At 48.2% G+C, this 23,436-nt stretch carries 25 protein-coding genes; 10 read left to right on the top strand and 15 right to left on the bottom strand.

All coding sequences use genetic code 11. From position 1 onward, the window contains the following. Positions 1-135: 135 nt before the first annotated feature. Positions 136-669 carry a cysteine hydrolase family protein gene (locus tag PJK55_RS12110; RefSeq protein ID WP_271305968.1) on the top strand — a complete coding sequence of 178 codons (534 nt, stop codon included), beginning with the start codon at positions 136-138 and terminating at the stop codon, positions 667-669. Positions 670-691: 22 nt separating this feature from the next. Continuing rightward, on the top strand, positions 692-2,137 hold the full coding sequence (locus PJK55_RS12105) for a nicotinate phosphoribosyltransferase (RefSeq protein WP_271305967.1): 1,446 nt from the start codon (positions 692-694) through the stop codon (positions 2,135-2,137). A gap of 36 nt (positions 2,138-2,173) precedes the next feature. On the opposite strand, the gene PJK55_RS12100 is transcribed toward PJK55_RS12105, so the two are convergent. Beyond that, positions 2,174-2,476, bottom strand: a complete 303-nt coding sequence (locus tag PJK55_RS12100; RefSeq protein ID WP_214738024.1) for a 7TM diverse intracellular signaling domain-containing protein — start codon at positions 2,474-2,476, stop codon at positions 2,174-2,176. 114 nt (positions 2,477-2,590) lie between these two features. Here PJK55_RS12100 and PJK55_RS12095 point away from each other — a divergent pair, with 114 nt between their 5' ends. Beyond that, positions 2,591-3,064, top strand: a complete 474-nt coding sequence (locus PJK55_RS12095; protein ID WP_224862858.1) for a YwpF-like family protein — start codon at positions 2,591-2,593, stop codon at positions 3,062-3,064. Positions 3,065-3,139: 75 nt separating this feature from the next. On the opposite strand, the gene PJK55_RS12090 is transcribed toward PJK55_RS12095, so the two are convergent. The 3 genes from PJK55_RS12090 to PJK55_RS12080 all read right to left on the bottom strand — a co-directional run bounded on the left by PJK55_RS12090 (position 3,140) and on the right by PJK55_RS12080 (position 5,225). Further along, positions 3,140-3,616, bottom strand: a complete 477-nt coding sequence (locus tag PJK55_RS12090) for a DUF456 domain-containing protein (RefSeq protein ID WP_214696004.1) — start codon at positions 3,614-3,616, stop codon at positions 3,140-3,142. A 10-nt stretch (positions 3,617-3,626) separates the two neighbouring features. After that, a complete protein-coding gene (locus PJK55_RS12085; RefSeq protein ID WP_214785633.1) occupies positions 3,627-4,226 on the bottom strand; it encodes a histidine phosphatase family protein in 600 nt (199 codons plus the stop codon). A 63-nt stretch (positions 4,227-4,289) separates the two neighbouring features. Further along, complete coding sequence (locus PJK55_RS12080; protein ID WP_271305966.1) at positions 4,290-5,225, bottom strand: alpha/beta hydrolase; 936 nt, start codon at positions 5,223-5,225, stop codon at positions 4,290-4,292. A 173-nt stretch (positions 5,226-5,398) separates the two neighbouring features. Between PJK55_RS12080 and PJK55_RS12075 the strand changes: the two genes are divergently transcribed. Further along, complete coding sequence (locus tag PJK55_RS12075) at positions 5,399-6,418, top strand: metal ABC transporter solute-binding protein, Zn/Mn family (RefSeq protein ID WP_271305965.1); 1,020 nt, start codon at positions 5,399-5,401, stop codon at positions 6,416-6,418. Positions 6,419-6,455: 37 nt separating this feature from the next. Here the strand turns inward: PJK55_RS12075 and PJK55_RS12070 are convergent, their stop codons facing one another. The 5 genes from PJK55_RS12070 to PJK55_RS12050 all read right to left on the bottom strand — a co-directional run bounded on the left by PJK55_RS12070 (position 6,456) and on the right by PJK55_RS12050 (position 11,912). After that, positions 6,456-6,902 (bottom strand): hypothetical protein, encoded by a 447-nt coding sequence (locus PJK55_RS12070; protein ID WP_271305964.1) that lies wholly within the window; start codon positions 6,900-6,902, stop codon positions 6,456-6,458. 53 nt (positions 6,903-6,955) lie between these two features. Beyond that, complete coding sequence (locus tag PJK55_RS12065; RefSeq protein WP_214760799.1) at positions 6,956-7,411, bottom strand: hypothetical protein; 456 nt, start codon at positions 7,409-7,411, stop codon at positions 6,956-6,958. Positions 7,412-7,495: 84 nt separating this feature from the next. After that, positions 7,496-8,941 carry an alanine/glycine:cation symporter family protein gene (locus PJK55_RS12060; protein ID WP_271305963.1) on the bottom strand — a complete coding sequence of 482 codons (1,446 nt, stop codon included), beginning with the start codon at positions 8,939-8,941 and terminating at the stop codon, positions 7,496-7,498. A 203-nt stretch (positions 8,942-9,144) separates the two neighbouring features. Further along, the gene (locus PJK55_RS12055; protein WP_271305962.1) at positions 9,145-11,610 is read right to left on the bottom strand and encodes a CoA-disulfide reductase; all 2,466 of its coding nucleotides are present in this window, start codon (positions 11,608-11,610) and stop codon (positions 9,145-9,147) included. Then, positions 11,607-11,912 (bottom strand): rhodanese-like domain-containing protein, encoded by a 306-nt coding sequence (locus tag PJK55_RS12050; protein ID WP_271305961.1) that lies wholly within the window; start codon positions 11,910-11,912, stop codon positions 11,607-11,609. Before PJK55_RS12050 ends, PJK55_RS12055 begins: the two co-directional genes overlap by 4 nt. 277 nt (positions 11,913-12,189) lie before the next feature. On the opposite strand from PJK55_RS12050, the gene PJK55_RS12045 reads away from it, so the two are divergent. From PJK55_RS12045 to PJK55_RS12035, 3 genes are all read left to right on the top strand, one after another. After that, positions 12,190-12,456: a metal-sensitive transcriptional regulator gene (locus tag PJK55_RS12045; protein WP_214695974.1), complete on the top strand. Its 267-nt coding sequence runs from the start codon at positions 12,190-12,192 to the stop codon at positions 12,454-12,456. 67 nt (positions 12,457-12,523) lie between these two features. Then, entirely contained in the window at positions 12,524-12,955 is a 432-nt protein-coding gene (locus PJK55_RS12040) for a YbjN domain-containing protein (protein WP_015880528.1), read from the top strand. A gap of 87 nt (positions 12,956-13,042) precedes the next feature. Next, positions 13,043-13,990 (top strand): DUF4003 family protein, encoded by a 948-nt coding sequence (locus PJK55_RS12035; RefSeq protein ID WP_271305960.1) that lies wholly within the window; start codon positions 13,043-13,045, stop codon positions 13,988-13,990. 73 nt (positions 13,991-14,063) lie between these two features. Here the strand turns inward: PJK55_RS12035 and PJK55_RS12030 are convergent, their stop codons facing one another. The 4 genes from PJK55_RS12030 to PJK55_RS12015 form a co-directional block, all read right to left on the bottom strand. Further along, on the bottom strand, positions 14,064-14,246 hold the full coding sequence (locus PJK55_RS12030; RefSeq protein ID WP_271305959.1) for a hypothetical protein: 183 nt from the start codon (positions 14,244-14,246) through the stop codon (positions 14,064-14,066). Between the two features lie 103 nt (positions 14,247-14,349). After that, entirely contained in the window at positions 14,350-14,982 is a 633-nt protein-coding gene (locus PJK55_RS12025; protein ID WP_074034289.1) for a YitT family protein, read from the bottom strand. A 248-nt stretch (positions 14,983-15,230) separates the two neighbouring features. Further along, positions 15,231-17,354: an MMPL family transporter gene (locus PJK55_RS12020; protein WP_271305958.1), complete on the bottom strand. Its 2,124-nt coding sequence runs from the start codon at positions 17,352-17,354 to the stop codon at positions 15,231-15,233. Positions 17,355-17,445: 91 nt separating this feature from the next. Continuing rightward, on the bottom strand, positions 17,446-18,246 hold the full coding sequence (locus PJK55_RS12015) for a hypothetical protein (protein WP_224862875.1): 801 nt from the start codon (positions 18,244-18,246) through the stop codon (positions 17,446-17,448). Between the two features lie 130 nt (positions 18,247-18,376). On the opposite strand from PJK55_RS12015, the gene PJK55_RS12010 reads away from it, so the two are divergent. After that, positions 18,377-18,541 carry a YycC family protein gene (locus tag PJK55_RS12010; RefSeq protein WP_074034904.1) on the top strand — a complete coding sequence of 55 codons (165 nt, stop codon included), beginning with the start codon at positions 18,377-18,379 and terminating at the stop codon, positions 18,539-18,541. 15 nt (positions 18,542-18,556) lie between these two features. Here the strand turns inward: PJK55_RS12010 and pulA are convergent, their stop codons facing one another. Further along, positions 18,557-20,554, bottom strand: coding sequence for a type I pullulanase (gene pulA / locus PJK55_RS12005; protein ID WP_271305957.1), 1,998 nt, complete (start codon positions 20,552-20,554; stop codon positions 18,557-18,559). A gap of 68 nt (positions 20,555-20,622) precedes the next feature. Here pulA and PJK55_RS12000 point away from each other — a divergent pair, with 68 nt between their 5' ends. Beyond that, positions 20,623-21,114 carry a YajQ family cyclic di-GMP-binding protein gene (locus PJK55_RS12000; protein ID WP_015880519.1) on the top strand — a complete coding sequence of 164 codons (492 nt, stop codon included), beginning with the start codon at positions 20,623-20,625 and terminating at the stop codon, positions 21,112-21,114. Beyond that, entirely contained in the window at positions 21,111-21,689 is a 579-nt protein-coding gene (locus tag PJK55_RS11995) for a metallophosphoesterase family protein (RefSeq protein ID WP_214876359.1), read from the top strand. Before PJK55_RS12000 ends, PJK55_RS11995 begins: the two co-directional genes overlap by 4 nt. 45 nt (positions 21,690-21,734) lie before the next feature. Here PJK55_RS11995 and argS read toward each other — a convergent pair whose 3' ends face one another. After that, the gene (gene argS / locus PJK55_RS11990; RefSeq protein WP_271305956.1) at positions 21,735-23,417 is read right to left on the bottom strand and encodes an arginine--tRNA ligase; all 1,683 of its coding nucleotides are present in this window, start codon (positions 23,415-23,417) and stop codon (positions 21,735-21,737) included. Between the last annotated feature and the right edge of the window lie 19 nt (positions 23,418-23,436).

Here is a 23,436-nt window from a genome sequence, read left to right as displayed (position 1 = left end):
CAATCCCCTTTCTCTATACAGTCTACTGTCTTAATCTACCCAAACCGGAGAAAAATAATCTTCCGCGCATGATGTATAATGATTTAGAATGAGATGGATAGCCATCATTTTGATTACGAGAGAGGAGCATCTCCCATGCGCGCATTGATTGTTATTGATTATACATTTGATTTTATCGCAGACAGTGGTCGTTTGACTTGTGGGAAACCCGGGCAAGAGATTGAAGAGCGGATTGTCGAGTTAATCGAAACGTTCTCGACCGAGGATTATGTCGTCATCGCGAACGATGTCCATGATGCAGGCGACACGTTCCATCCTGAAACGACGTTGTTCCCGCCTCACAATATTCGTGGGACGGAAGGTCGTAAATTGTATGGTGCGGTGAAAGAAGCATCTAAAACAGCGGACCATTGGATCGACAAGACACGTTATAGTGCGTTTGCCGGAACAGACCTTGACCTTCGTCTTCGGGAACGTGGGATTACAGAAGTTCATCTTGTCGGTGTCTGCACAGACATTTGTGTGCTCCATACAGCCGTAGATGCCTACAACCTCGGTTATCAAATCGTCGTCCACGCCGATGCCGTCCAGAGCTTCAACCCGGTCGGTCATGAATGGGCGCTCGAACATTTCGTCACGACTCTCGGTGCGACCGTCGTCAGAAAGTGACGTAAAACAGAAAGGAAAACATATGTTACATCGCAATTTAGCACTTCACACAGACCTTTATCTCCCACGTTGGATGTATATCTACTGGAAACAAGGTCGTCATAATGAAAAGGTTGTCTTTGACCTGTATTACCGTTCGAACCCGTTCAGCGGTGGTTATGTCGTATTCGCAGGACTCGAAAACATTGTCCACTATTTGGAGAACGTCTCGTTCACAGAAGAAGACATTGCTTATTTAAAAGCGCAGCTCGGTTTCGAAGACGAGTTCGAAGATGTGTTACGAAACTTTAAGTTCACTGGTTCACTATATAGTGTCCGTGAAGGAGAGGTTATCTTCCCACACGAGCAAGTCGTCCGAATCGAATCGACCATCTTTGAGGCAAAATTGTTCCAAACGGCGCTACTCAATATCGCGAACCACGAATCACTCATCGCCACGAAGTATGCCCGGATTCGTCAGGCCGCTCCGAATGAGACACTTCTCGAAGGAGGAGCACGTCGCGCGCAAGGCGTCGATGCCGCCTATTACGGGACACGCGCCGCTTATATCGCCGGCTTTGACGTGACGAGTCTCGTTTCTGCCGGACGTGATTTCGACGTGCCGACAGGAGGGACGATGGAACATGCGGACATTCAGTTCCATGATGATGAATTGAGTGCATTCCGTTCGTTCGCCGAGATGTATCCGGACAACACAAGTCTCCTGATTGATACGTATGACACACTCAAATCCGGTCTTCCGAACGCGATCACGGTCGCGAAAGAACTCGAGGCGAAAGGGCACCGCCTCAAGTCTGTACGACTCGATTCGGGTGACCTCGCTTATCTGTCAAAACGCGCTCGGAAAGCGTTGAATGAAGCCGGTCTCGACTATGTCAAAATCGTCGTATCTGGTGATTTAGATGAATACGTCATTCAAGACTTACGCATGCAAGGTGCAGAAGCCGATACGTTCCTCGTCGGGACGCGTGGAATCACGGCTTATGAACAACCAGCGCTCGGCATGGTCTATAAATTGGTCGCTCGTGAGGGTGAATCCGGAGAATTAAAACCGGTCATCAAAGTGTCTTCTTCTAAAGTGAAGACGACGACCCCTCATAAAAAAGAGTTGTACCGCATTATCGATAAGGAGACGAAAAAGTTCAAAGGGGACTATATCGCCCTTGCCGACGAACCCGTCGAATCGTATAGCGAAATCGACTTGATTGACGTCCGCGACCCTGCCTTCAAAATCAAGACGCGCAACTTTAACGTCAAACGGTTGTTGCAACCGATTTTCCTCGATGGAAAACGTGTATACGACCTTCCAAGCACGACCGAGATTCGCGCTTACCATCATGAACAGATGAACGGACTGTGGGAAGAGTATAAGCGCCTCCGTTTGCCGGAAGTGTACTCGGTGACGTTCAGTAAACCACTATGGGATTTAAAACTCGATATGATTCGCAAAACGCGAGTACCAAAATAAAAAAACGGTTGTGGGTACATTCCCACAACCGTTTGCTTATATCATCGTCATCTCGCCTGCTTGGCTTTGATCTTCTTTTCTCCGAAAGTAAAGCGCCATCGACAAAGAGAGCAATATCAAGACAAAATAGACGGTTCGTTGCCAAAACGTCGCTTCGGTGTCCCCTTGGAACAGTGCAATGATATAATCGCTCCCACTGACTAAAAATAGTCCGGCAAGCAAAAGAAAGATTCGATAGCCGGCCCGACTCCGCTCCCGTTTCACTTTGAAGAAAAGGACACCATAGTAGACGATTGCGAGAATCGTCACATACCCGATTACGCCAACAACCCAACTCATCTCGATGCCTCCCTCACTCTCTATTTTTTCTGTTTCTTCCCCGTTATCTTAACACATTCTATTCGTCAGACTATGTTAAGATGGTCTAAAGAAAATGCGGAAAGGAACGATTCCATGAAAACGTTTCGTCTCGTCCAAGTCCGTCTCGTCCAAGATGAGTACGGCAATGAACTGAATTTACCAATCGATTTGCTCGACGGTTTGATCATCTCGAAAGAACATGATTCAGAATGGCTACTCGAGATGCTCGTTCCGACTGAATCGGCCGTCACGCTCCACCATTACTTAAACAAGCGAATCCTCATTCTCGCTGAAGCTGTCATTACATCACCGACGAACGCACCTGCTGCACTCGCTTTGACGTTCACGAGCGAACGAGCCTTGAACGATCATCATACGTTCGTCGCCGAAGGACTCATGTTGAATCCAAAACAGGATGCAACGAAACAAGTGCTCGACTCTCTCATTCAAGAAGGGGTCGCCACGTCGAATTTGAAACCCGCCTTCTTCGAGAAGAAAGTGGAGATTCAACAATCGTTCAGTCGCTCTGCCTTCAATCAATTGGTCAAAACCGGGTCATTCGAGTAATCGAATGGCCTTGTTTTTTCTTTCCCCAAAACCATTCCCCTTTCAAACAAAAAAGACGGAGAAAGGACCTCCGCCTCACACATAGATGAAGAACAAGATGACCATCATCGTCATTCCAATCACTTTTAAGAGCGTGCTACCGAGAAACGCGAGAACTGTTCCGACACCGATACTCCATGCTTCACGTGTCGTCTTTCCGAGTGTTAACTCTGCTAAAAATGCGAAAACAAATGGGAAGATGAGGACCCCGACGAGCGGGAAAATGAACGGTCCGGCAATCAAGCCGATGGTCGCGCCCCATTTCGCCCGTTCTGACCCTCCACGTTTATCCACTGTAGCTCTGGTCACAACGTAGTCCACCACAAACAAGAAGATGAGGAAGACAGACTGCCATACCCAGAATGTCCAAGTTAACGGCTCAAATGAAAAGCCAAATCCGTAAATCATGTATCCGATAAACAAGAACAAGACGCTCGGGATGACCGGGTAAATGAGTCCGGCAAAAGCGACCACAAATGATGCGATGATGAATACCCATAGTAAGGTCGTCATGACATTCTCCTCATTTCATGATGGCCGGATCGGTGATATGATCAGCAACATTAATCGCCTTCACCTCAAACTGGCCATGTTGATGGATGATATAGTTCGAGCAGGCGTTTCGCATCGCATGACGGAACGTATACGTGTCATCGATCGCTGAGAGCGCTGCTTTAATCGCATGTGAATGGCAGACGACAATGATCCGTTTTCCGGGATACATCTCTACCAAATGTTCCATTCCTTCTAGGACGCGAGCACGCATCTCATCCTCTGATTCGAGACCGGGAACGCGACGCTCGTCATCGGCCTGCACCGCTTCATAAATGCCCTTCACAGGTTGTCCGGACGCTGCTCCAAACTCGCGTTCAATAAATCGCTCGTCCAATCGAATCGCATCATGCTCGATTCCACAGGCTGTCGCAATTGCCTGTGCTGTATGGACCGCACGCGTTAATGGACTAGAAACGATGAGATCCCATGTTTCTTGACCCAAAAAAGCTGCACTCTCTTCTGCCTGTTGGCGTCCGAGTGCATTCAACGGATTGTCTTCACGTCCTTGAATGATTTCTAAACGATTCCAATCGGTCTGACCGTGTCTTACTAAACATAACTCTGTCACTGCTTCCACTCCTTACTCTTTCAATCATCCCCCATCGTACCATCTTCCCTAAAAATCGCAACTTCAGACAAGACATTCGTCAATGAAACGATTGATCCGCGTCATCAACTGCTCTTCTTTGATCGGGTTGTCCGATTGTAGGAAACTCGCAAGCGAATGTGTCCCATTCGGAAACGAGATAAGCTGAACGTTCGCACCGACATCACTCGCATGTTCGACGAAGTGAAGGGCTTGACCAAACGGCACAATCGGATCTTTCTTCCCGTGTAAGAGTAAAATCGGAGGGGCATCGGCATATAGATGGGAGACTGGTGAACATTTCACCATCAGTTCACGCCATTCTTCACGGCTTCCCTCGTAAAACTTCAAATGAGCTAGCCATGTTTGGATGAATTTGAACAACAAGAAGTTTGTCGGCGGATATAAGGCGATGACTCCTTTGATTGTCGGAAGGTCATCCCCGAGTTCCCCTACAAATTGTTTGTGACGATCGAGCGCAGTAGCGAGCATTAAAGCTGCTCCAGCAGAGTCGCCCCACACGAGTAACTGACTTGTATCGAGGGTGAGCAATGATTCATGCTGTTTTAAATAGCTAAGCGCATCGGAAACGTCGATGATATTGTCAGGGAAATACACCCCATCTTCAAATAAACGGTAATCGATACTGACGACGGCGATCCCTTTCCCCAAAAAGTGATCGAGTAACGGATGGAACAGCGTAACCATGCTGCGGCTCCCTCTCACAAATGCTCCCCCATGTGCATAGACCGCTACCGGGAACGGTCCCTCTCCTGGCGGAAGATATAAATCAAATTGGAGCGGACGATCATTAACAATCTTATACGTATACGTGTGGCGCCGGCGTGTTGTCGGTCGAATCGGTAATTCGGGCTCTTGCCATCTGACAAGTGACCCGTACTGACTCCACACGCTAGCCCCGGCTGCCGTCGCCGCAGCAAGTGCCGCGCCCCCGACAAACCAGGCAGTCTCCTTTCTCATACAATCCACTCCTCGTTCCTTTTTTTAATCATATTCCCGCTTTTTTCAAAAATCTATCCATCAGAAGTCGGACTTGACGTGCTCCGAAGGTCACACTATAATATTACTCGCAGTCATAAAACGTAACAGTTACGATTTAATATTCAGATAATTTGAAAGGTGGACGACGAAAGATGAAGAAGACTTGGCTAGGCGCTGTCGCGGCCGGCACGCTTTTGCTTGGCGCGTGTGGGAATACCGAAGGAGACAACGCATCCGAATCGACAGATCAGAAACTAACGGTTTACGCTTCGACTTTTGCTTTGAAGTCAATGGCAGAGGAAATCGGTGGTGACCGTGTCAACGTGGAAATGGTCATTCCACCTGGAGCAGACCCACACACATATGAGCCCACTTCAAAGCAGATGACTCAAATTGCAGATGCGGACCTCTTTTTGACAATTGGCCATGACCTCGAACCTTACGTCGAGTCCATGGAGAAGAGCTTAGAAGGACAGAACGTCGCTTTCGTCAAAACAGCAGAGGACGTGACGTTGCTTGATGCAACCGATACCGTTCATATTCATGAAGAAGACGGTCATTCCGAAGATGAACATGCTCACGAAGAAGAAGGACATTCTGAAGACGAGCATGCCAATGAAGAAGAAGCGCATAACGAAGATGAGCATGACCATGGACAATACGATCCACACGTCTGGCTCGACCCGATGAATGCCGTGTCGATGGCGGAAGCTGTAGAATCAGCCTTCAGCGAAGAAGCACCGGACTATAAAGACGAGTTCTCAGAACGCTTGAGTGCATTTAAGGATGAGGCAGACGCTCTCGATGCAGAGTTAAAAGCAGCGGTCGAGAACGGTTCGAAGTCAGAGTTGCTCGTGACACACGCGGCATACGGCTATTTGGCTGAACGATATGGTTTCGATCAGTTGCCAATCGCCGGACTCACACCTTCTGAAGAACCATCACAACAAGCCCTGAAACGAATCATTGAAGAGGCACGTCTCCACGACTTGAACTATATCGCTTTTGAAGATACAGTCACACCGAAAGTGGCTGAGGTCGTGAAGCAAGAAATCGGCGCAGAAAGCGTAACAATCCACAACTTGGAATCTGTCACAAAAGAACAGATGGACAAGAGCTATTTTGACTTGATGCGTGAAAACGTCAAGGCACTCGAGACAGCCTTGAAATAATCAAAATCCCGAAACGAATGCATTCGTTTCGGGATTTTTATACTTCGATCCGACGGTCCAGCGTTTTCATCGTGACGAAAAGAAGGAGCAGGAGTGATACGGTCACACTCATCATCCATACGTCCCCATTCATAAAGGATGACCACTCCCAGTTGTCCGTGCTCAGTCCGAACCACACTTGACTGATGACGACTCCGCTTAGGCCCATCACACCAAAACGAAACCATGTCATATTTGCAACGAACCGTTTGCTGACGAAGTAACTATTCAACACCAAAAGACTAACATAAGCGATGAACAGCAAACTCCACGCTGTGTCAAATAGGGTCGGTACTGATTCGCCCGCTACAGCATACCCCCACGTCACCAAGAATACGATGAATAAGGTGAGTGTGATGCGATAAAGTGATATGTGTTTCGTTTGATAGGCGAGAAACGGGTTGATGAGAATACCAAGCCAAATGAGTGTGCCGAACACGTCCATGATCGAATCCTCTTTTATCCATTTTTTTACATTATACCATATCGGATTCATCATTACTCATAATAAATGAGGACAAGTTCTTCTTGGGATGCGGCCGTCTCACAGAACTGTTGCAACTTTGTCCAATCTTCCCAAATCGTCTCAAACTCCTCTTTCGGTACGAGTGCCATGTCTTTCACATCATCCCGTCCGAACGCATGCAACGTGTCTTTGACGATGTGAAGTAGCTGTGGGGTCAAGATTCCGACCACGACCGCCTGTGCTTCATTCACAATCAACTCCTCGCCAACGAGCGCCATTTCCATATTGTATGTGTCAGCCCCATCGATATACACCTCGATTTGACTGAGCACGCGTTGAAACGATTCGACATTTGGGAGCGTTAACGTGTCGTCCCGATTACGGTATTGCTCATGCATATGAATCAACCAGTCTAAAATCATCTCCGGATCTTGATTAAATGACACCCAAACTTCTGGGGAAACACGTACATAATGCGTCGTCTCCATACATGAACGCCCCCTTTTTATGACATTACCCGTCTTGTATACGTAAAAAAACCGCCTACGTGAATTCGTAGACGGTTCCATTCATCAAGAACGACTTGTTCCTGTTTTTTGTTCTTCTGTTTCGCTTTCCCAAGCTTCTACATACTCACGACCTGGAAGGTTTTCTACCGAGTCGACATAGAAGACCGGATCTTGTCCTGCTCGACGCTGTGACAAGTAGTCGTCAAGAACGGCTCGAGCCACTTTTGCCAAGCGGAAGATCGCGTACAAGTTGACGAGTGCCATGAGACCCATGAACACATCAGCAATCGACCAGACGAGCCCTGCAGAGCGGACCGCACCAAACAAGACCATTCCGACGACACCGATGCGATAGAGCGTGACGTATATTTTTTTATCCGAGATGAACTGAATGTTCGTCTCGCCATAGTAGTAGTTACCAAGAATCGAGCTGAAAGCGAACAAGAAGATTGCAATCGTCAAGAACGATGTCGCGACCGAACCGACTTCTGCTGTCAATGCCGCTTGCGTCAATTCGACACCTGCAAACGATTCTGAACCGGCAACACCTGAAATCAAGATGATCATTGCTGTCGACGTACAAACGAGCAATGTATCCACGAATACGCTGAACGATTGAATCAACCCTTGTTTAACAGGGTGTGATACTTCCGCTGTCGCAGCGGCGTTCGGCGCAGAACCCATACCTGCTTCGTTCGAGAAGAGACCACGACGAATCCCTTGGAGTACCATCGCACCGATTGCACCACCAAAGAGTTGCTCAATGCCAAGAACTCCTTCTGAGAAGATGAGGCTGAAGACGTCTGGTAAGAGGGATACGTTTGTCACCATGATCCAAATCGCGAGTAAAATATAGCCACCCGCCATGACAGGAACGATGATACTCGACAAAAGTGCGATTGATTGAATGCCACCGAATACGACAATCGCCGTAATGATGGCGAGGACAACCCCAACGACTGTTGTGCTGATACCGAACTGGTTACTCACAGAAAGTGAAATCGTGTTCGACTGAACAGAGTTGAACGCGAATCCGAATGAGAACGTGATTAAAATCGCGAACAAGACACCGAGCCAACGTTGACCGAGCGCACGTTCCATATAGTAAGCCGGACCTCCGCGCCATGTGCGTCCGTCACGAATCTTATACACTTGTGCCAATGTACTTTCGACAAATGCAGAAGCTGCTCCAATCAAAGCGATGAGCCACATCCAAAAGACCGCCCCTGGGCCACCTAGCGCAATCGCTGTCGCCACACCGGCAATGTTCCCTGTTCCGACACGTGCTGCCGTCCCGATTGCGAACGCTTGGAACGAAGACACTTGGCCTTTCTCACGAGCTGTCCCTTCTTTGAACAAAAGGCGGAACATCTCAGGAATCATGCGGAACTGAACAAAGCCCATACGGACCGTGAAATAAATACCTAATGCGACAAGAACAACGATGAGCACTTGCGACCATAATAAATCGTTCGCTTGTGAAACGAGGTTCTCTACAAATTTCTCCATACTAATCCTCCATCATTCTAAAAATCTCAACAGAAAAAGTCATGTTAACTTTTTTAACATGACTAGAATTATAGGTAAATTATACGAAAATTGCAATATGAATTCGTTTTCTTGCTTATAAGGTCTTCCTTCGGTTTGTATCTCACCAACAAAAAAAAACGAATCGGATTGCCCATCACAATCCGATTCGTTATACAGTTCATTTAGATAAAGAGGTTTAAGTTGCCGCCCTCTGCTGCACCGAGATACGCCGCAACACCACCGAGGTCGACCCCATCAATCAACTCTTCTTCTTTGATTCCCATGACATCCATTGACATCGTGCAGGCTACCATTTTTACGCCTGCCTCTTGAGCTGACTTGATCATTTCTTCGACAGAAGGAACATTCTTGTCGCTCATGACCTTCTTCATCATTTTTTGACCGACACCACCGAAGTTCATGTTCGAGAGTGGAAGTTCACCAGCATGTCCTGGCATCATCATACCGAACATTTTCTCAAGACCTTGTTTCTTCACTTCAGGTGCATCTGGCTTACGGATGACGTTGAGTCCCCAGAATGTGAAGAACATTGTTACTTCTTTCCCCATCGCCGCAGCACCTTGCGCAATGATCAGAGATGCGAGTGCACGGTCGAGGTCACCGCTGAAGACGACCATCGACGCGCCGTCTCCTGCTGGAGTGCCCGCTTGTGGCGCAGCCGGACCTTGTCCTTTTTGAAGGATGGCTTCGACACGTCCGTTGACGAATTGTTTCGAGACGAGTTTGTTACCTGTCTTCTTCGCCCACGCTTCGATATCGGCGAAGAACCCTGGGTCACTTGCGAGGACACGAAGTGTTTCGCCTTCTCCGAGTTCTGCAACTTTCTTATTCACTTCTAAAATTGGTCCCGGGCATTGTAGACCACATGTGTCTAACATGACCGCTTCACCGATTGGTGCGTTCGTCATTTGTGTTGGCTCCTCTTCTACAACGGTAGCCGCTGTTTCATTTGATGTGTTCGCTTCTTCAAGCGCCTCGAAATCACGATTGATTTGTGACCATGTTTTATAGCCACCGCTCAAGTTTTTCACCTTGAAGCCATTTTGGCGCAAGATGCGTGATGCGAGATATCCACGAAGACCGACTTGGCACGTCACATAAATCGTTTCGTTTCGGTCATAGTTATCTAAGTTTTCACGTAATGAGTTGAGTGGGACGTTGATCGATCCTGGAATCTTCCCAAGTTCATGTTCTGATTCGTCACGAACGTCAAGTAACGTCGCTCCGTTCTTCACGAGCTCATCGATTTCATCCCAATGCACGACCTCATTATCACCGAGTACGACGTTAGAAGCGACATACCCAATCATGTTGACGGGATCTTTCGCCGAGCTGAACGGTGGTGCATAACTGAGTTCAAGGTCAGGCAGGTCAAGGACCGTCAAACCACCTTTCATCGCTGTCGCAATGACGTCGATTCGCTTGTCGACTCCGTTGATCCCGACACCTTGTGCACCGTAAATCTCACCCGTTGTTGGGTGGAATAAGAGTTTGAGTGACACCGGTGTCGATCCTGGATAGTATCCGGCGTGCGAACCTGGATGCACATGAACAGCTTCATACGTCTTACCGGCTGCTTTCAAACGTTTCTCGTTCCAGCCAGTCGATGCGACCGTCATATCAAACACTTTCGCAATTCCTGTTCCCATTGTTCCGTTATATTTCACGTCACGACCATTAATGATATCGGCAACGAGACGACCTTGACGGTTCGCTGGCCATGCGAGTGGGACGACAGTTGGCTCTTGGAAGACGTAATCGAGTACTTCGACGGCATCTCCGATTGCGTAAATATTTGAATCTGATGTGAGCATTTTCTCGTTCACTCGGATTGCACCGCGCGTACCTGTTTCAAGACCCGCTTCACGCGCAATCGTCGACTCCGGTGTGACCCCGATCGACATGATGACCATATCTGTATCGATGACACGGCCGCTCGTCAAATGTACTTTCTTCCCTTTTTCAGAGAATGAAGAAACGCCATCAGACAATTGAAGCTCGACACCGTGAAGGCGCATATGTTCATGAATCGGAGCGACCATCTCGCGGTCAAGTGGCGTCATGACTTGGTCTGCCATCTCGACGAGGGTAACGTCAACGCCACGCTCACGTAAGTTTTCTGCCATCTCAATCCCGATGAAGCCCCCACCGATTACGGTCGCGTGTTTTGGTGCTTTGTCATCAACATAACCACGGATTTTATCTGTGTCCGGAATGTTGCGAAGCGTAAAGATGTCTTCCGCCTCGTCGATTCCAGGGATGTTTGGACGAATCGGCTTCGCTCCCGGTGAAAGGATGAGGACATCGTATGACTCATCATACGTTTCGCCTGTTTGAACATGCTTCACCGTCACTGTTTTCTCGTCACGGTTGATGTTAACAACTTCCGTCAAGTTACGGATATCGAGTTGGAAACGTTTGTTCATCCCTTCAACCGTCTGGACGAGCAATTTTTGACGATCTTGAATGACGTCCCCGATGTAATATGGAAGACCACAGTTCGCAAATGAAATATATTCTCCACGGTCAAACATGACAATTTCATTTTCTTCATTTAAACGACGAAGACGTGCTGCTGCAGATGCACCACCCGCTACTCCACCGACGATTACGATTTTTTTACTCATTGTCCATTTCCTCCTCTGACGACTTCTCCTGGCCAACTCATCAAGCCATCTTCTATATTGACCACTTTATAGCCTTTCGCCTCCATTTGCCAAGTTGCTTGCGTGCTACGTGCACCAGAGCGGCAAAGGACGACATATTCTTCAGCAGGGTCGAGTGTATCGATCCATGTTGTCATTTCTGATAACGGATAGTTTTTGGAACCTTCGATATGCGCTTCTTGAAACTCGTCACGTTCTCGGACGTCGACGATATTTACAGGCACTTCAAAGTCCATTTGACGTTTTAAAGCGGATGCTTTCATCGTTGATCTACCTTTCTTTTTTCAAATCAATTTATACCATTCGGCTTGGTAGCTGGCGATCAATAAGTTTGTGATTTATTGAACATTTCGCTTCCACGTCATTAATATACCCCCTTAGGTATACAATTGCAAGAAATAAGTTTGACGAAATAGAGAATATTTTATTCTTCCCTTCTTGAGGGGTTGATGCTCGACACATACTCCCCCATGTATTAAGATGAGCCTACACAATAAATAGTTGGGTTACTGAACAATTTTTACTATAGAGGTGAAGGACATGGAACAGTATCAATACGACCCGAAAGTATTGAATCGTATGAAACGGGTAGAAGGGCAAATTCGCGCCATCATCCGCATGATGGAGGAAGGAAAAGAGTGTCGTGACGTCGTGACACAACTGAGCGCAGCACGTTCCGCACTCGACCGCGCCTCGACGATTATCGTGGCCAAGAACTTAGAACAGTGCATCATCACAGCGCAAGCGGATGGCGAAGATACGTCAGAAACGGTCGAAGAAGCCATTAAAATGTTGATGAAACGCTAGTTCCCCTTGCTTTCCCCGTCCAAATGGGGGAAAGTTAGAGTAACGACTTACTAAGGGGGATTTCCTTGTGAACTTCGAAGAAAAAGTAGAATCATTTAGAGCGCTCGCCGCTGAACGCAACATGACGTTCAAAGAGAGCGACACTGAAACGCACGTCACGTTTTTGACGCGTGAAACAACAAAATCCGGGGCTCAGCCCGTTATGATTATCGCTTTTAACAAAAAGACGACAGACGCTGAGTTATACGCTGCGACCGTCACGCACGTCCCAGACTACGTAGAAGACTTACCGATTCTAAATGCCTTGAACGAGTTCAACCAGGAGTTCAAGTACTTCCGTTGCGTACTCGACAGCGATCGTGATGTCACACTCGCATCAACACTCGACCTCGATCTCGGTTTCTCACCAGAGATTATCTTGCAACATTCATTCATGATGTTCCAAGCGGCCGACGAAGTGAACGAGTACATGCAAAAGCTGTATACACAAGTACAATAATGAAAAGCCGCCCGGAACATTTCCGGGCGGCTTTTTTGAAACATCTTTTACTCCAGCTCGTAATGTTGATCAAGGAGGCGATTCGATATGACACGTTATGAACGATATGTAGAGGCGTTAGACGCCATCAAGGAAGCAACGAAGTGGGAACTGACGGATGACTTCCGACGCTTGATGGCCATTCATTATGCGATTCACGACACCCCATTCGAGGCATCTCGATTTTCGAACGCACGCGATACATTGAAACAAAAAACGAAGATGTTTTCAAAGTTTAGGGGCATTCAAAACCTCGTCTGGCTCTCCTTTCTCGATGCCAAATATGAAGACATCGGGACCGCAATCGACGAGGCCCTTCGACTTGATACGTTACTCGACCGAAAGCATTTCCGTTTCAGTTCATTACGACCTTTTTTAGCGAATCAACTGATCAATGTAGGGGAACCTGAACGACGACTCGATGAAGCGACTGACTTATATCAAACGTTCAAACAACATCATCCCTGGTTGACGAGCGAGGAAGACTTATTATCAGCACTCGTGCTCGTTCAAGCGTTTGATGACGTCATCGATTTGAACGAACGGATCGAGCAGCATTATAGCTTATTGAAAGATCGGCTACCGAAATCGAACGAACTGCAACTCGTCTCGCATCTTTTGACATTCAGCGAGTCTGAACCAGAAGAAGCGGTCTCTCGACTGCTGGCATGGAAATCGCAGTTAGACGACATCCAACTATCCATTCGACGTGAGCAGTTACCGGCGCTCGCTTTGTTGAGCATTGTCGCGGGACCGAATGCGGATGCCGTGCACGCCATTCAGGAAATCGTGGATGCCGAAAAGGACAAGCAGCGCTGGTTCAACACACATAGCGTGCTTGTCGCACTTCAACTCGTAGCTGCCGACCACATCACGGGAGAGGCGAATGATTTGTTGCTACACGGGACCTTCGCCCACTTGCTGGCGATGCAACAAGCAATGACCGCTGCGACAACTGCCGCCGTCATTGCCAGTACTTCTTCGTCTACGAACTAAATCATAAGATAGGTCGTAAGACATGTCAGCACAAATAACGAAAAAAGATAGGTAGCCTCGGCCACCTATCTCCTCACATGACTTGCTTCTTGTTTTTCACATAGTTCGTCATAAACATCATTCCAACGATGGTCAACGTCAAAATCGCCAGACTGTTCACGATTGTCTTGAACGTGTGCATTCCTTCAAGATTATTGATTACCATCACTGCCATAAGTAACACGAGAATACTAAAGTTTACGATGTTGCGGTTCATCTTTTCACCACCCGAACAATCAATCTTTACTTATTGTATCACTCTCTATTTGTTATCAGTAATTTTTTTCCATCCAAAGCTAGATTATCATAAAAAAACGATCTCACGCGAGATCGTTTTTTGGTGTCCAATTTGGTACGACAGGTGTCGCTTTTGGCTCATCGACGACAAGCATCTTGGTGACGACCCGTCCGGCGATTGACACCGCGACGAGCGTATACAATGCGTTCGATAATGGTAAATAAATGAGTGAAATCCCAAGGACGATCACATCAAAGATAATTAAAATCGTACCGACCGACACGCCTGTCCATTTCGATAATCCGAGGGCGAATAAGTCGTCGCCACCGGTCGCTCCGCCTGATTTCAAGACGAGACCGAGACCATATCCGGTCAATATCCCACTCGCGATGGCAGCGAATAACGTCGCTGGCCATACTTGAATATCAAACGTGAGCAAATCGAGACGGTCCCACATCGCATAACTGAGCGATAAGGACGAAGCGGCTAGCACCGCCTGCCCGACAAAACGCCATCCTTTCCACCACAATGCAATGATAAAAAATGGGATGTCGAGCACGATCATCGAGATCGCCGGGTCGATATCAAATAAATAGCGACCGAGTAGCGATAACCCGACGAATCCACCTTCCGCCAAACCAAACTGTTCATTCAAATAATAATAACCGAACGCCATGATCAGCGTTCCGAGCACTATGGTAGCAACTCGTTTCATTCCGATTGTCCTCCCCGTTCTTGACGGAGAGGAGGATCCTCAGTCGTAGCTGCGGTTCCATCTGTTCCATCTCCGATCTTCCGTTTGTTGATTGATACACGTCATGGTGATCATTCAACGCTAGAAGTCCGGAAGTTGGAACAGAGGCCACGTCCTCTCGGTATCCATAAAGACCTTCCTTTCTCAAATTGCGCGTAATCTTGTACGTAGTTTACCACACATTTTGATTCAGTTCATGAATTTTACCTTTAGTGCATGTTACGTTTCGGTAAATCTTTCTTACCAAACCACCACCAGTTCCAATCCCCAAACAGTTTCATAAGGGATGGAACGAGCAGGATCCGGATGATGGTCGCATCGATAAAGATGGCGAGGGCAATCCCGACACCGAGCTGTTTAATCGGGCTGACACCCGTAAAGGCAAACGCACCGGTCACGACAATCATGATGATGGCAGCCGAGGTAATGATCTTACTCGTTTTCGCCAGTCCCATCTCTGTCGCATAGTCGTTGTCACCTGTCTCTCGGTAGTATTCCTCGATTCGTGAAACGAGAAACACCTCATAGTCCATCGACAATCCGAAGACGAGTGAGAAGATGAAGACCGGTGTCAAAATACTGATGGTCTCCGCGTCATATACATAACCGGATTCGAAGATGATGACGAGTAAGCCGAACGTTGCTCCGAGACCGAGTACATTCATGAGAATGGCTTTGATTGGAATCAAGATGGATCGGAATGCCCACATGAGGATGAAGAACGTCGCCAAAATGACGGTGATCACTGCATATGGGATGCTGTCGTAAATCTCATCATAAATCTCTTCGTTAAAAGCAGCCGGTCCACCGACCTCAAATCCTTGATCTCGCCAATCGCGGACAAATGCCTGTGCTTCCTTGTCACTCGGTGGTACATCGAAACTCACGTTGACGAGGGCGAGATCCGTATTTCCATCAAGCGTGACGAGCCGTTCAAGCGGAGCGAGTTGTTCCGGGGCCGCCTCCACGAGTTGCGTGAACGCTTCAGGCGTCAAACCGGACGTCGTCAAAAAGGTCGAGACATTATCGACAATCCCTACTTCGTTTAACTCGTCTGTGAGCGTTGTCAGTTCTTCTAAAATCATCGGGTCCGTCAAATCATTCGCTTCGAACAAAATGACCGCATCGGTTGAGTTTTCCCCGAACACATCGTCAAATCGTTCAAGTGCCGCCCGTGATTCATACGAAGTCGGGAGCGCATCTGCGTCCGGAATATTTAGCTCTAAGTCACGAACGAACCAAAGACTCGGTAACAGTAACAATAACGCAATGAGCGTCATCGTTACAGGCCGCTTCATAACGAAGCGGGCAAGCTTTTGCCAGCGTTTTTCTGACTTCGTTTCGTCAGACTTGATGATCCGCCCTTTATTCAAAGCGTCCCCTACTAAGTAAAGAGATGACGGCAAGAGTGTCAGTGCGGACAAAACAGCCCCCGCGACGGCAATGAGCGCACCGAGCGCGACTGCCTGGAAGACATCGACCTGGATAAAGAGTAGACCGGCCAATCCGACGAATACGCATAGTCCAGAAAAGAGAATCGAGCGTCCTGCCGTCGCCACCGTCCGGACGATGGCTTCTTCTCTCGATTGTCCACGCGTCAACTCTTCACGATACCGATTGACGAGTAGTAATGAGAAATCAATCCCGAGCGCAATGGCGATCATCGCCACGGCGTTCAAGACGAATATGGATAATTCCATGTTTTGCGCAAAAAAGAATAGAGACCCTGCCGCTACGATGAACGTGATGAGTCCGACGAGCAACGGCATGAGTGCCGCGAGCGGCGTTCCGAAAACAAGTAACAAAACGATGAGAGCAACCGGAATCCCAATCAACTCCGCCCGAATCAAGTCATTTTTCGACGCCTCGTTCAAGTCGTCTGCAAATACCGGTTCTCCGGTCAACCGCACTTCTGTATCCGTGTCTGTGATGAGGGCGTCACGAACGGCATCAATCGAAGATTCGGCTGCTTCATAGTCTTCAAATTCAAGCACGAAGTACGAGACATCCCCTGAACGAGCATCTGGATTCTCGGACGGCGTAATGACACCATCAATCGACCGAATTGCCTCGAACCGTTGCTGTTGTTCGTCCATGACCGTTTCTATTTCTCCGCCTTCAAACAAGACGATCATCGAGGCACCGGCACGGTCGAACCGTTCATTCAACGTATCTTCTACTTGTTGGAATCGCCCGTCTTGAATCGCGAAGCCGTTTCCTCTCAACTCACCCGGGAGCTGCAGCCCAAAATAGACCGACCCTGCGAGTAAAATCGTCCAAATGAGTAGTACTCCATATCGAAAGCGAACCAACTGCCTACCTAACCATTCCATCCTCGTCACTCCTCCCTGTCTAACCATCTACTTCCCGTTTCTCTCTTCATTCATCATCACTTCACAAAAAATTCCTGAACCTGTTTCGGGTTCAGGATTCTTGTCGTTCAAAGACTTGAAGCCAACTATGGCAAAATCGTGGTGGTGCGGATAGAACAACGAGTCGATCTCCTCGGTCATCTAACAGCATGACCTTCAGCAATTGGTTGTCCGCGCACACCGTCGAACAAAACAGTTCTTCTTCTCGACGAAACAGTTGGAACGCTTCGGTCGAAGTGATTGCCGTCGTTTCGCCGACTTGATCGAGGATGACCGTATCACGGTCCCCTTTATACGGAATACGCCAGTTCTCATTCGTTTTCACATTCTCCACTAAAAAGTGATGCGTGTTTTCATCAAATAAGGTCACACATGTTTCAGGTGTGAATCGTTCAAAATCATACGTCCCTTGATATGCCAGCTCGATGATGTTCCCAAAGAGCGGAACTTCTTCGTAGCGACTATATCGAAACGTATGATCGTGGAGATTCAAAGCCACGACATCCGATTCGGCTGAATATAAGAAGATGTCATCGCCTTGCCAATAGTGCAAATTGCTAAACCAGTCACCGTTAAAACGTTGTGGAATCGCATGCGTCTCCATCTGTCCTTTTTGTAAATCAATGACTCCGTAAAGTCCTTTTTCTCGGAACCATGCCACGGCACGCGTCGCATTCGGTTCCACATATAGGGCGCACGGTGTCCAAGCCCAGTCAATCTCCCAGCGAATTTGGGACGACTCGTCAAAGAACAAAAATCCGGTTTGCGCCAAGTACAACATCCAACCTTCACCGACACGTTCTAACCATTCGATCGTTTGATGAAATTGAAAGTCTGCTGTTTGTTTGTACATTTGATCACTTCCTAATTTCAGCTTAGCAACGACCGAAGCGAAATTCGATTTTGAATGTGTTCGTTCAACACATTTTCGATTTTCCTGTATACTGTCGGTATAGATGAATGGTTCAGAAAGGAGTATACCGATGCGCCCATTACAATTATCACCAGAGACCGCGGTTGAGCTTGCGAAAAAGTTGAACGTCCCGCTCGAAGAATTGATGCATATGCCGAAGCATATTCTCGTTCAAAAAATGATGCAACTCGAGGCATCTCAAACAGAGGAAGACACACCAAAGGAGACGGATTAACGTCTCCTTTTTTGATTACTGTTCTTTACGTTTTCGTTTTTTCGATACGTACCAGAGACCACCGAGCACGGCGAGTGCGGCACCTCCGGCAACAGCGTATTTGCTGTAGTCCGGACGACGCTCTGTCACCACGAGTGTCGATAGTGGTGCGACTGTCAGATGACGGTCTTCAATTTGACGCGGCGCCGTCAGATTGACGGTATGGTCTTCCACGTTTACTTCAAACTTACCGGACGGAAGTTTAATCTCGACCGCTTCCTCTAACGCGTTATGATACACGACATGTCGTTCTACATACCCTTCGACGTGGCGGCTCAACTCGAATGCGATCACGCCTTCTTCTTCATCGAAGAAGCGTAAGTGTTTTCGAATCTGTTCCGTGTTCTCGAGTCGGAAGAGCGGATACTGTTTCCGCAGGCGCAAGAGACCTTTCACATATTCCACACTCGGCGCTTCTTGTTCTGCACGTGTCCAGTCGACACGGTTGACGACCTCACCTGAGTTAAAGCTGTTTTCGTCTCCATCCTTTGTCCGGAAGAACTCTTGCCCACTATGGAGGAACGGAATCCCTTGTCCAAGAAGTACGATGGATGTCGCCAAGCGATGACGGCGACGACGCGTCGTCTCATCATCATCTGGATTTGTCACGGACAACTTGTCCCAAAGCGTCAAGTTATCGTGACATTCGACATAGTTGACGACCTGGTTCGGTTCATCGGCAAAACTTTGGCTCGTAATCCCGCCAGCGATTCCTCGTTTCACGTCAGCCGTCATGTCTGTATTGCCGCTCACCCAGCCTGGTAAGTCTTCGATGAACACGTCTCCACGAACACCGTCTCGAATCCCATCATTAAATTGCGCGATTCGTGGCATCTTATGCGCATTGTGTTGATTCGCTTTTTTACGGACCGGGAGTGGCGTATCTAAATCCCAACCTTCTCCGATGACCAGAATGGACGGGTCGACGCGATCAAGCGCCTTCCGAATTTGATTCATCGTCTTCACATCATGTAATCCCATCAAGTCGAAACGGAATCCGTCGATCATGAATTCCTTCGCCCAATATGTGACACACTCGACCATGAGCTTACGCATCATCGCGCGTTCAGATGCCGTGTCATTCCCACATGCCGAACCGTCTGCGAGTGTTCCGTCCTCATTTAGTCGATAGTAATAATCAGGGACGAATTGACCGAGCGGTGTCGTCAACGCATCGTACGTATGGTTGAAGACGACGTCCATGATGACACGGATGCCTCGATCGTGGAGGGCTTGAATCATCGCTTTCAGTTCAATAATTCGTGTCGCCGGATCGTCTGCTGACGAGGCGTATGATCCTTCGACCGCAAAGTAATGCACCGGGTCATATCCCCAGTTATAGTTATCTTCCCCTTCACGTGACTCATTCACCGAGCCGTAGTCAAAGAATGGCATCAATTGAAGATGTGTGATACCGAGCGATGTGATGTAATCGAGTCCGGTCGGGTAACCGCTCGTGGTCGTCGTGCCCGTCTCGGTCATCCCCAAGAACTTCCCACGATGCATGGCCCCGCTCTCCGGATGACTCGTCAAATCACGTACGTGCGCTTCATAGATGACCGCTTCTTGTGAAGAATTGAATAGCGGACGTTCTTTGATCCAATGGTCCGGGTTCAAGGATGCCGGGTCAAGCAAACATCCACGCTTCCCATTCACTCCGACGACTTTTGCATAAGGATCAAGTGATTCCACTTTCTTCCCATCAATCATTGCTTCAAATACATAAAATTGACCTTCGAACAAGGCGCGGTCGAGTTCAATGACCCACGTCCCCTTCTCAGCCGGTTCGAGTTCGAGTCGATCAAACTTGCGGGCACGGGCTGTGCGATATAACTTGACCGACATCTGTTCCGCTACCGGAGACCAGACACGTAGTCGAATCTGTTCCCCTTTAAACGTCACCCCAAGGTCTTTCCCGTGATAGGCAACGTGATCTAAGTCTGCTTGTGTATGTTGATCCATTGTACGTTCCATCTCTTCACTCCTTCACTGCTTCAAATCTGCTATCATTATAACAAAACCACACAAAGGATGGATGAAACATGGCAAAAGACAATTCTTTCGATATCGTGTCCGAAATGAATCTTGAAGAAGTGAAGAACGCGATTCAAATCGCGGAGAAGGAAATTTTGAACCGTTACGACTTTAAAGGATCAAAAAGTGAGATGTCGCTCGACAACGGCGACCTCGTCCTCATCTCGGATGACGACTACAAACTCGAGCAATTGAAAGACGTCTTAATCACGAAGTTGATCAAGCGCGGCGTCCCGACAAAAAACCTCGACTATCAAAAAGTAGAGAACGCACTCGGCGGCACGGTTCGCCAACGTGTGAAATTGAAGAGCGGGATTGACAAAGATGACGCGAAAAAAATCAACAACGCCATCAAGGAATCAAAACTTAAAGTCAAATCGCAAATTCAAGACGATCAAATCCGAGTGACGGGGAAATCGCGTGACGATCTTCAAGCCGTCATGCAACTCGTTCGCGAGCTCGAGTTGTCCGTCGACGCCCAATTCACGAACTTCCGATGAAACTCGCGATCATCAGTGACCCACACGGTTCGTTTGATGATTTGAAAGCCGTTCTCGATGATGTTCGGCGTGAAACCGAGCACATTCTCTGTCTCGGAGACCTGTATGAATGCCACATCGGGAAAAAACGACGTCACGAGCGATTTCATCATGTGGAAGACGTCGTGACGTATGATCCGAATTACGAAGCATTGCTGACGTTCCCGAGTTTACGTGGTAATCAGGAGGAGCGAATCGACGAGGTGCTCGTCATCGACCATCCCGTGAAAACACGGATTTCCTTATTACCGGAACAGACGACTCTTGGAGAAGCACGCTTTTTACATGGGCATCAAGTCAAGTGGAACGAGGACTGGGAACCGATTGTCGAGAAAGGGAAATATCCACTCGTCTTCATCGGACATAGTCACATCCCGGGGATTTACCGGAAAGGAAGATCCTTGCCGTGGGAAATCGGGACACCGTTCCATTTGAAGAAAAAGCGATATGTCATCAATGTCGGTGCCGTCATCTTCGACCGGGAATGGTGTCTCTATGACACGGAAGCCCGAACAGTGACGCGGATGAAAGTGTAAGCATAGGAAAAGGACCTCAATTTTTTTGAGGTCCTTTCGTCTGTCTTACATTTCTTCCGGAGCTTCGACACCGAGTAAACGGAGTCCTTCCGTCAATACGAGCGTCACTGCCTTCACAAGCGCGAGACGCGATTGTTTGCCTGCATCTTCTTCTAAGACGCGGACATGACCGTAATACTTGTTGAACGCTTGCGCGAGGTCAAGTACATAACGGCTGATGATGGATGGTTCGCGACGTTCATGCGCACGCGTGATGACGTGTGGGAACGCGTTGAGCATCGTGACGACACCCCACGAGTAGTCATCGTCTGCACCAGTAAACGGCGAGCCATCATAGTTCCCTTTACGGAGGAGTGAATTCGCACGAGCGTTCGTGTATTGGACGTAAGGTCCTGTCTCCCCTTCGAACTTGAGCATGCTATCGAGATCGAATTCGATGTTGTTGATGCGTTCGTTCTTCAAGTCGTGGAAGACGACCGCTCCGACACCGACCATGCGTGCGACGTCTTCTGCGTTCGCAAGGTCCGGATTCTTCTGTTCGATGTTCGCTTGTGCTTTTTCGATTGCTTCTTTCAACACTTCCTCAAGAAGAACGATGCGCCCTTTGCGTGTCGACATCTTCTTCCCTTCTTGCAAGATCAAGCCGAACGGTACGTGATGCATGCCATCGACGAAGTCGTAGCCGAGCTTACGAAGAACCGAGAAGAGTTGTTTGAAGTGAAGCGCCTGTTCACCACCGACGACATAGTTCGCTTGCACGAAGTTGTACGTCTCATAGCGATAGATCGCTGCTGCCAAGTCGCGTGTCGCGTACAATGTCGCGCCATCTTTCTTCTTGATTAGGCATGGTGGTAAGTTCTCTTCTTCGAGCGAGACGACCATGGCGCCCTCACTTTCGACTAAGAGGTTTTTTTCTTCGAGCATCGCGACGACGCGTCCCATCTTATCATTGTAGAACGCCTCACCATTGAAGCTCTCAAATTTCACACCGAGGAGGTCGTATACTTTTTGGAACTCCTTGAGTGACTCGTCACGGAACCATTGCCAAAGCTCTGTCGCTTCCGCATCGCCGTCTTCAAGCTTCTTGAACCACGCGCGACCTTCGTCTTCGAGTTCTGGTTGTGTCTTCACTTCTTCATGGAAATGAACATATAATTTCAAGAGTTCTGCGATCGGATTGGCACGTACCGCTTCCTCATCGCCCCACTTCTTGTAGGCGACCATCAATTTCCCAAACTGAGTGCCCCAGTCTCCAAGGTGGTTGACGCCAACGACGTCATATCCGTTTTTACGTGCGATTTGGTTGATCGCATTCCCAATCACCGTCGAACGTAAGTGACCCATCGAGAACGGCTTCGCAATGTTTGGTGACGAGAAGTCCGTCACAATCGTTTCATTGCGTGTTGCATGTGTCGCGTACTCTGACTTCTCCTCGAGCACCGTGTTGATGATTTCTTTTGACACGACGTCACGGCTCAAGAAGACGTTGACGTAAGGTCCCGCTGCCTCGACTTTTGTGAACAATTCATCATTCAAGTCATTCGCAATGTCTGTCGCGATCATGACAGGTGCTTTACGGTAAGCTTTCGCCAATTGGAAACATGGGAACGCGAGGTCACCGTGCGCCTCGTGTTTTGGCTTCTCAATCAATGCTTCAATCTGGTCAATCGTGAGCTCGTCTCCGATGACACGTGATAACGCTTCTGCGTACTTGCGTTCATAACTCATTTGTATGTCCTCCTTCTTC

The sequence above is a fragment of the Exiguobacterium sp. MMG028 genome, from assembly GCF_027947425.1.
In the GTDB taxonomy this organism is placed as follows: domain Bacteria; phylum Bacillota; class Bacilli; order Exiguobacteriales; family Exiguobacteriaceae; genus Exiguobacterium; species Exiguobacterium aestuarii_A.
Note: the sequence above shows the minus strand (reverse complement) of the source record. Positions and strands in the feature narration are given on the sequence as shown.

Coding starts and splice junctions, on each gene's coding strand:
- PJK55_RS12025 (WP_074034289.1), bottom strand. CDS start 14,982: ATGAAACGAGTTGCTACCATAGTGCTCGGAACGCTGATCATGGCGTTC.
- PJK55_RS12050 (WP_271305961.1), bottom strand. CDS start 11,912: ATGAAAGCATCCGCTTTAAAACGTCAAATGGACTTTGAAGTGCCTGTA.
- PJK55_RS12110 (WP_271305968.1), top strand. CDS start 136: ATGCGCGCATTGATTGTTATTGATTATACATTTGATTTTATCGCAGAC.
- PJK55_RS11995 (WP_214876359.1), top strand. CDS start 21,111: ATGAAACTCGCGATCATCAGTGACCCACACGGTTCGTTTGATGATTTG.
- PJK55_RS12090 (WP_214696004.1), bottom strand. CDS start 3,616: ATGACGACCTTACTATGGGTATTCATCATCGCATCATTTGTGGTCGCT.
- PJK55_RS12020 (WP_271305958.1), bottom strand. CDS start 17,354: ATGGAATGGTTAGGTAGGCAGTTGGTTCGCTTTCGATATGGAGTACTA.
- pulA (WP_271305957.1), bottom strand. CDS start 20,554: ATGGAACGTACAATGGATCAACATACACAAGCAGACTTAGATCACGTT.
- PJK55_RS12075 (WP_271305965.1), top strand. CDS start 5,399: ATGAAGAAGACTTGGCTAGGCGCTGTCGCGGCCGGCACGCTTTTGCTT.
- PJK55_RS12030 (WP_271305959.1), bottom strand. CDS start 14,246: ATGAACCGCAACATCGTAAACTTTAGTATTCTCGTGTTACTTATGGCA.
- PJK55_RS12105 (WP_271305967.1), top strand. CDS start 692: ATGTTACATCGCAATTTAGCACTTCACACAGACCTTTATCTCCCACGT.
- PJK55_RS12095 (WP_224862858.1), top strand. CDS start 2,591: ATGAAAACGTTTCGTCTCGTCCAAGTCCGTCTCGTCCAAGATGAGTAC.
- argS (WP_271305956.1), bottom strand. CDS start 23,417: ATGAGTTATGAACGCAAGTACGCAGAAGCGTTATCACGTGTCATCGGA.
- PJK55_RS12070 (WP_271305964.1), bottom strand. CDS start 6,902: ATGGACGTGTTCGGCACACTCATTTGGCTTGGTATTCTCATCAACCCG.
- PJK55_RS12015 (WP_224862875.1), bottom strand. CDS start 18,246: ATGTACAAACAAACAGCAGACTTTCAATTTCATCAAACGATCGAATGG.
- PJK55_RS12000 (WP_015880519.1), top strand. CDS start 20,623: ATGGCAAAAGACAATTCTTTCGATATCGTGTCCGAAATGAATCTTGAA.
- PJK55_RS12010 (WP_074034904.1), top strand. CDS start 18,377: ATGCGCCCATTACAATTATCACCAGAGACCGCGGTTGAGCTTGCGAAA.
- PJK55_RS12035 (WP_271305960.1), top strand. CDS start 13,043: ATGACACGTTATGAACGATATGTAGAGGCGTTAGACGCCATCAAGGAA.
- PJK55_RS12055 (WP_271305962.1), bottom strand. CDS start 11,610: ATGAGTAAAAAAATCGTAATCGTCGGTGGAGTAGCGGGTGGTGCATCT.
- PJK55_RS12080 (WP_271305966.1), bottom strand. CDS start 5,225: ATGAGAAAGGAGACTGCCTGGTTTGTCGGGGGCGCGGCACTTGCTGCG.
- PJK55_RS12065 (WP_214760799.1), bottom strand. CDS start 7,411: ATGGAGACGACGCATTATGTACGTGTTTCCCCAGAAGTTTGGGTGTCA.
- PJK55_RS12060 (WP_271305963.1), bottom strand. CDS start 8,941: ATGGAGAAATTTGTAGAGAACCTCGTTTCACAAGCGAACGATTTATTA.
- PJK55_RS12100 (WP_214738024.1), bottom strand. CDS start 2,476: ATGAGTTGGGTTGTTGGCGTAATCGGGTATGTGACGATTCTCGCAATC.
- PJK55_RS12045 (WP_214695974.1), top strand. CDS start 12,190: ATGGAACAGTATCAATACGACCCGAAAGTATTGAATCGTATGAAACGG.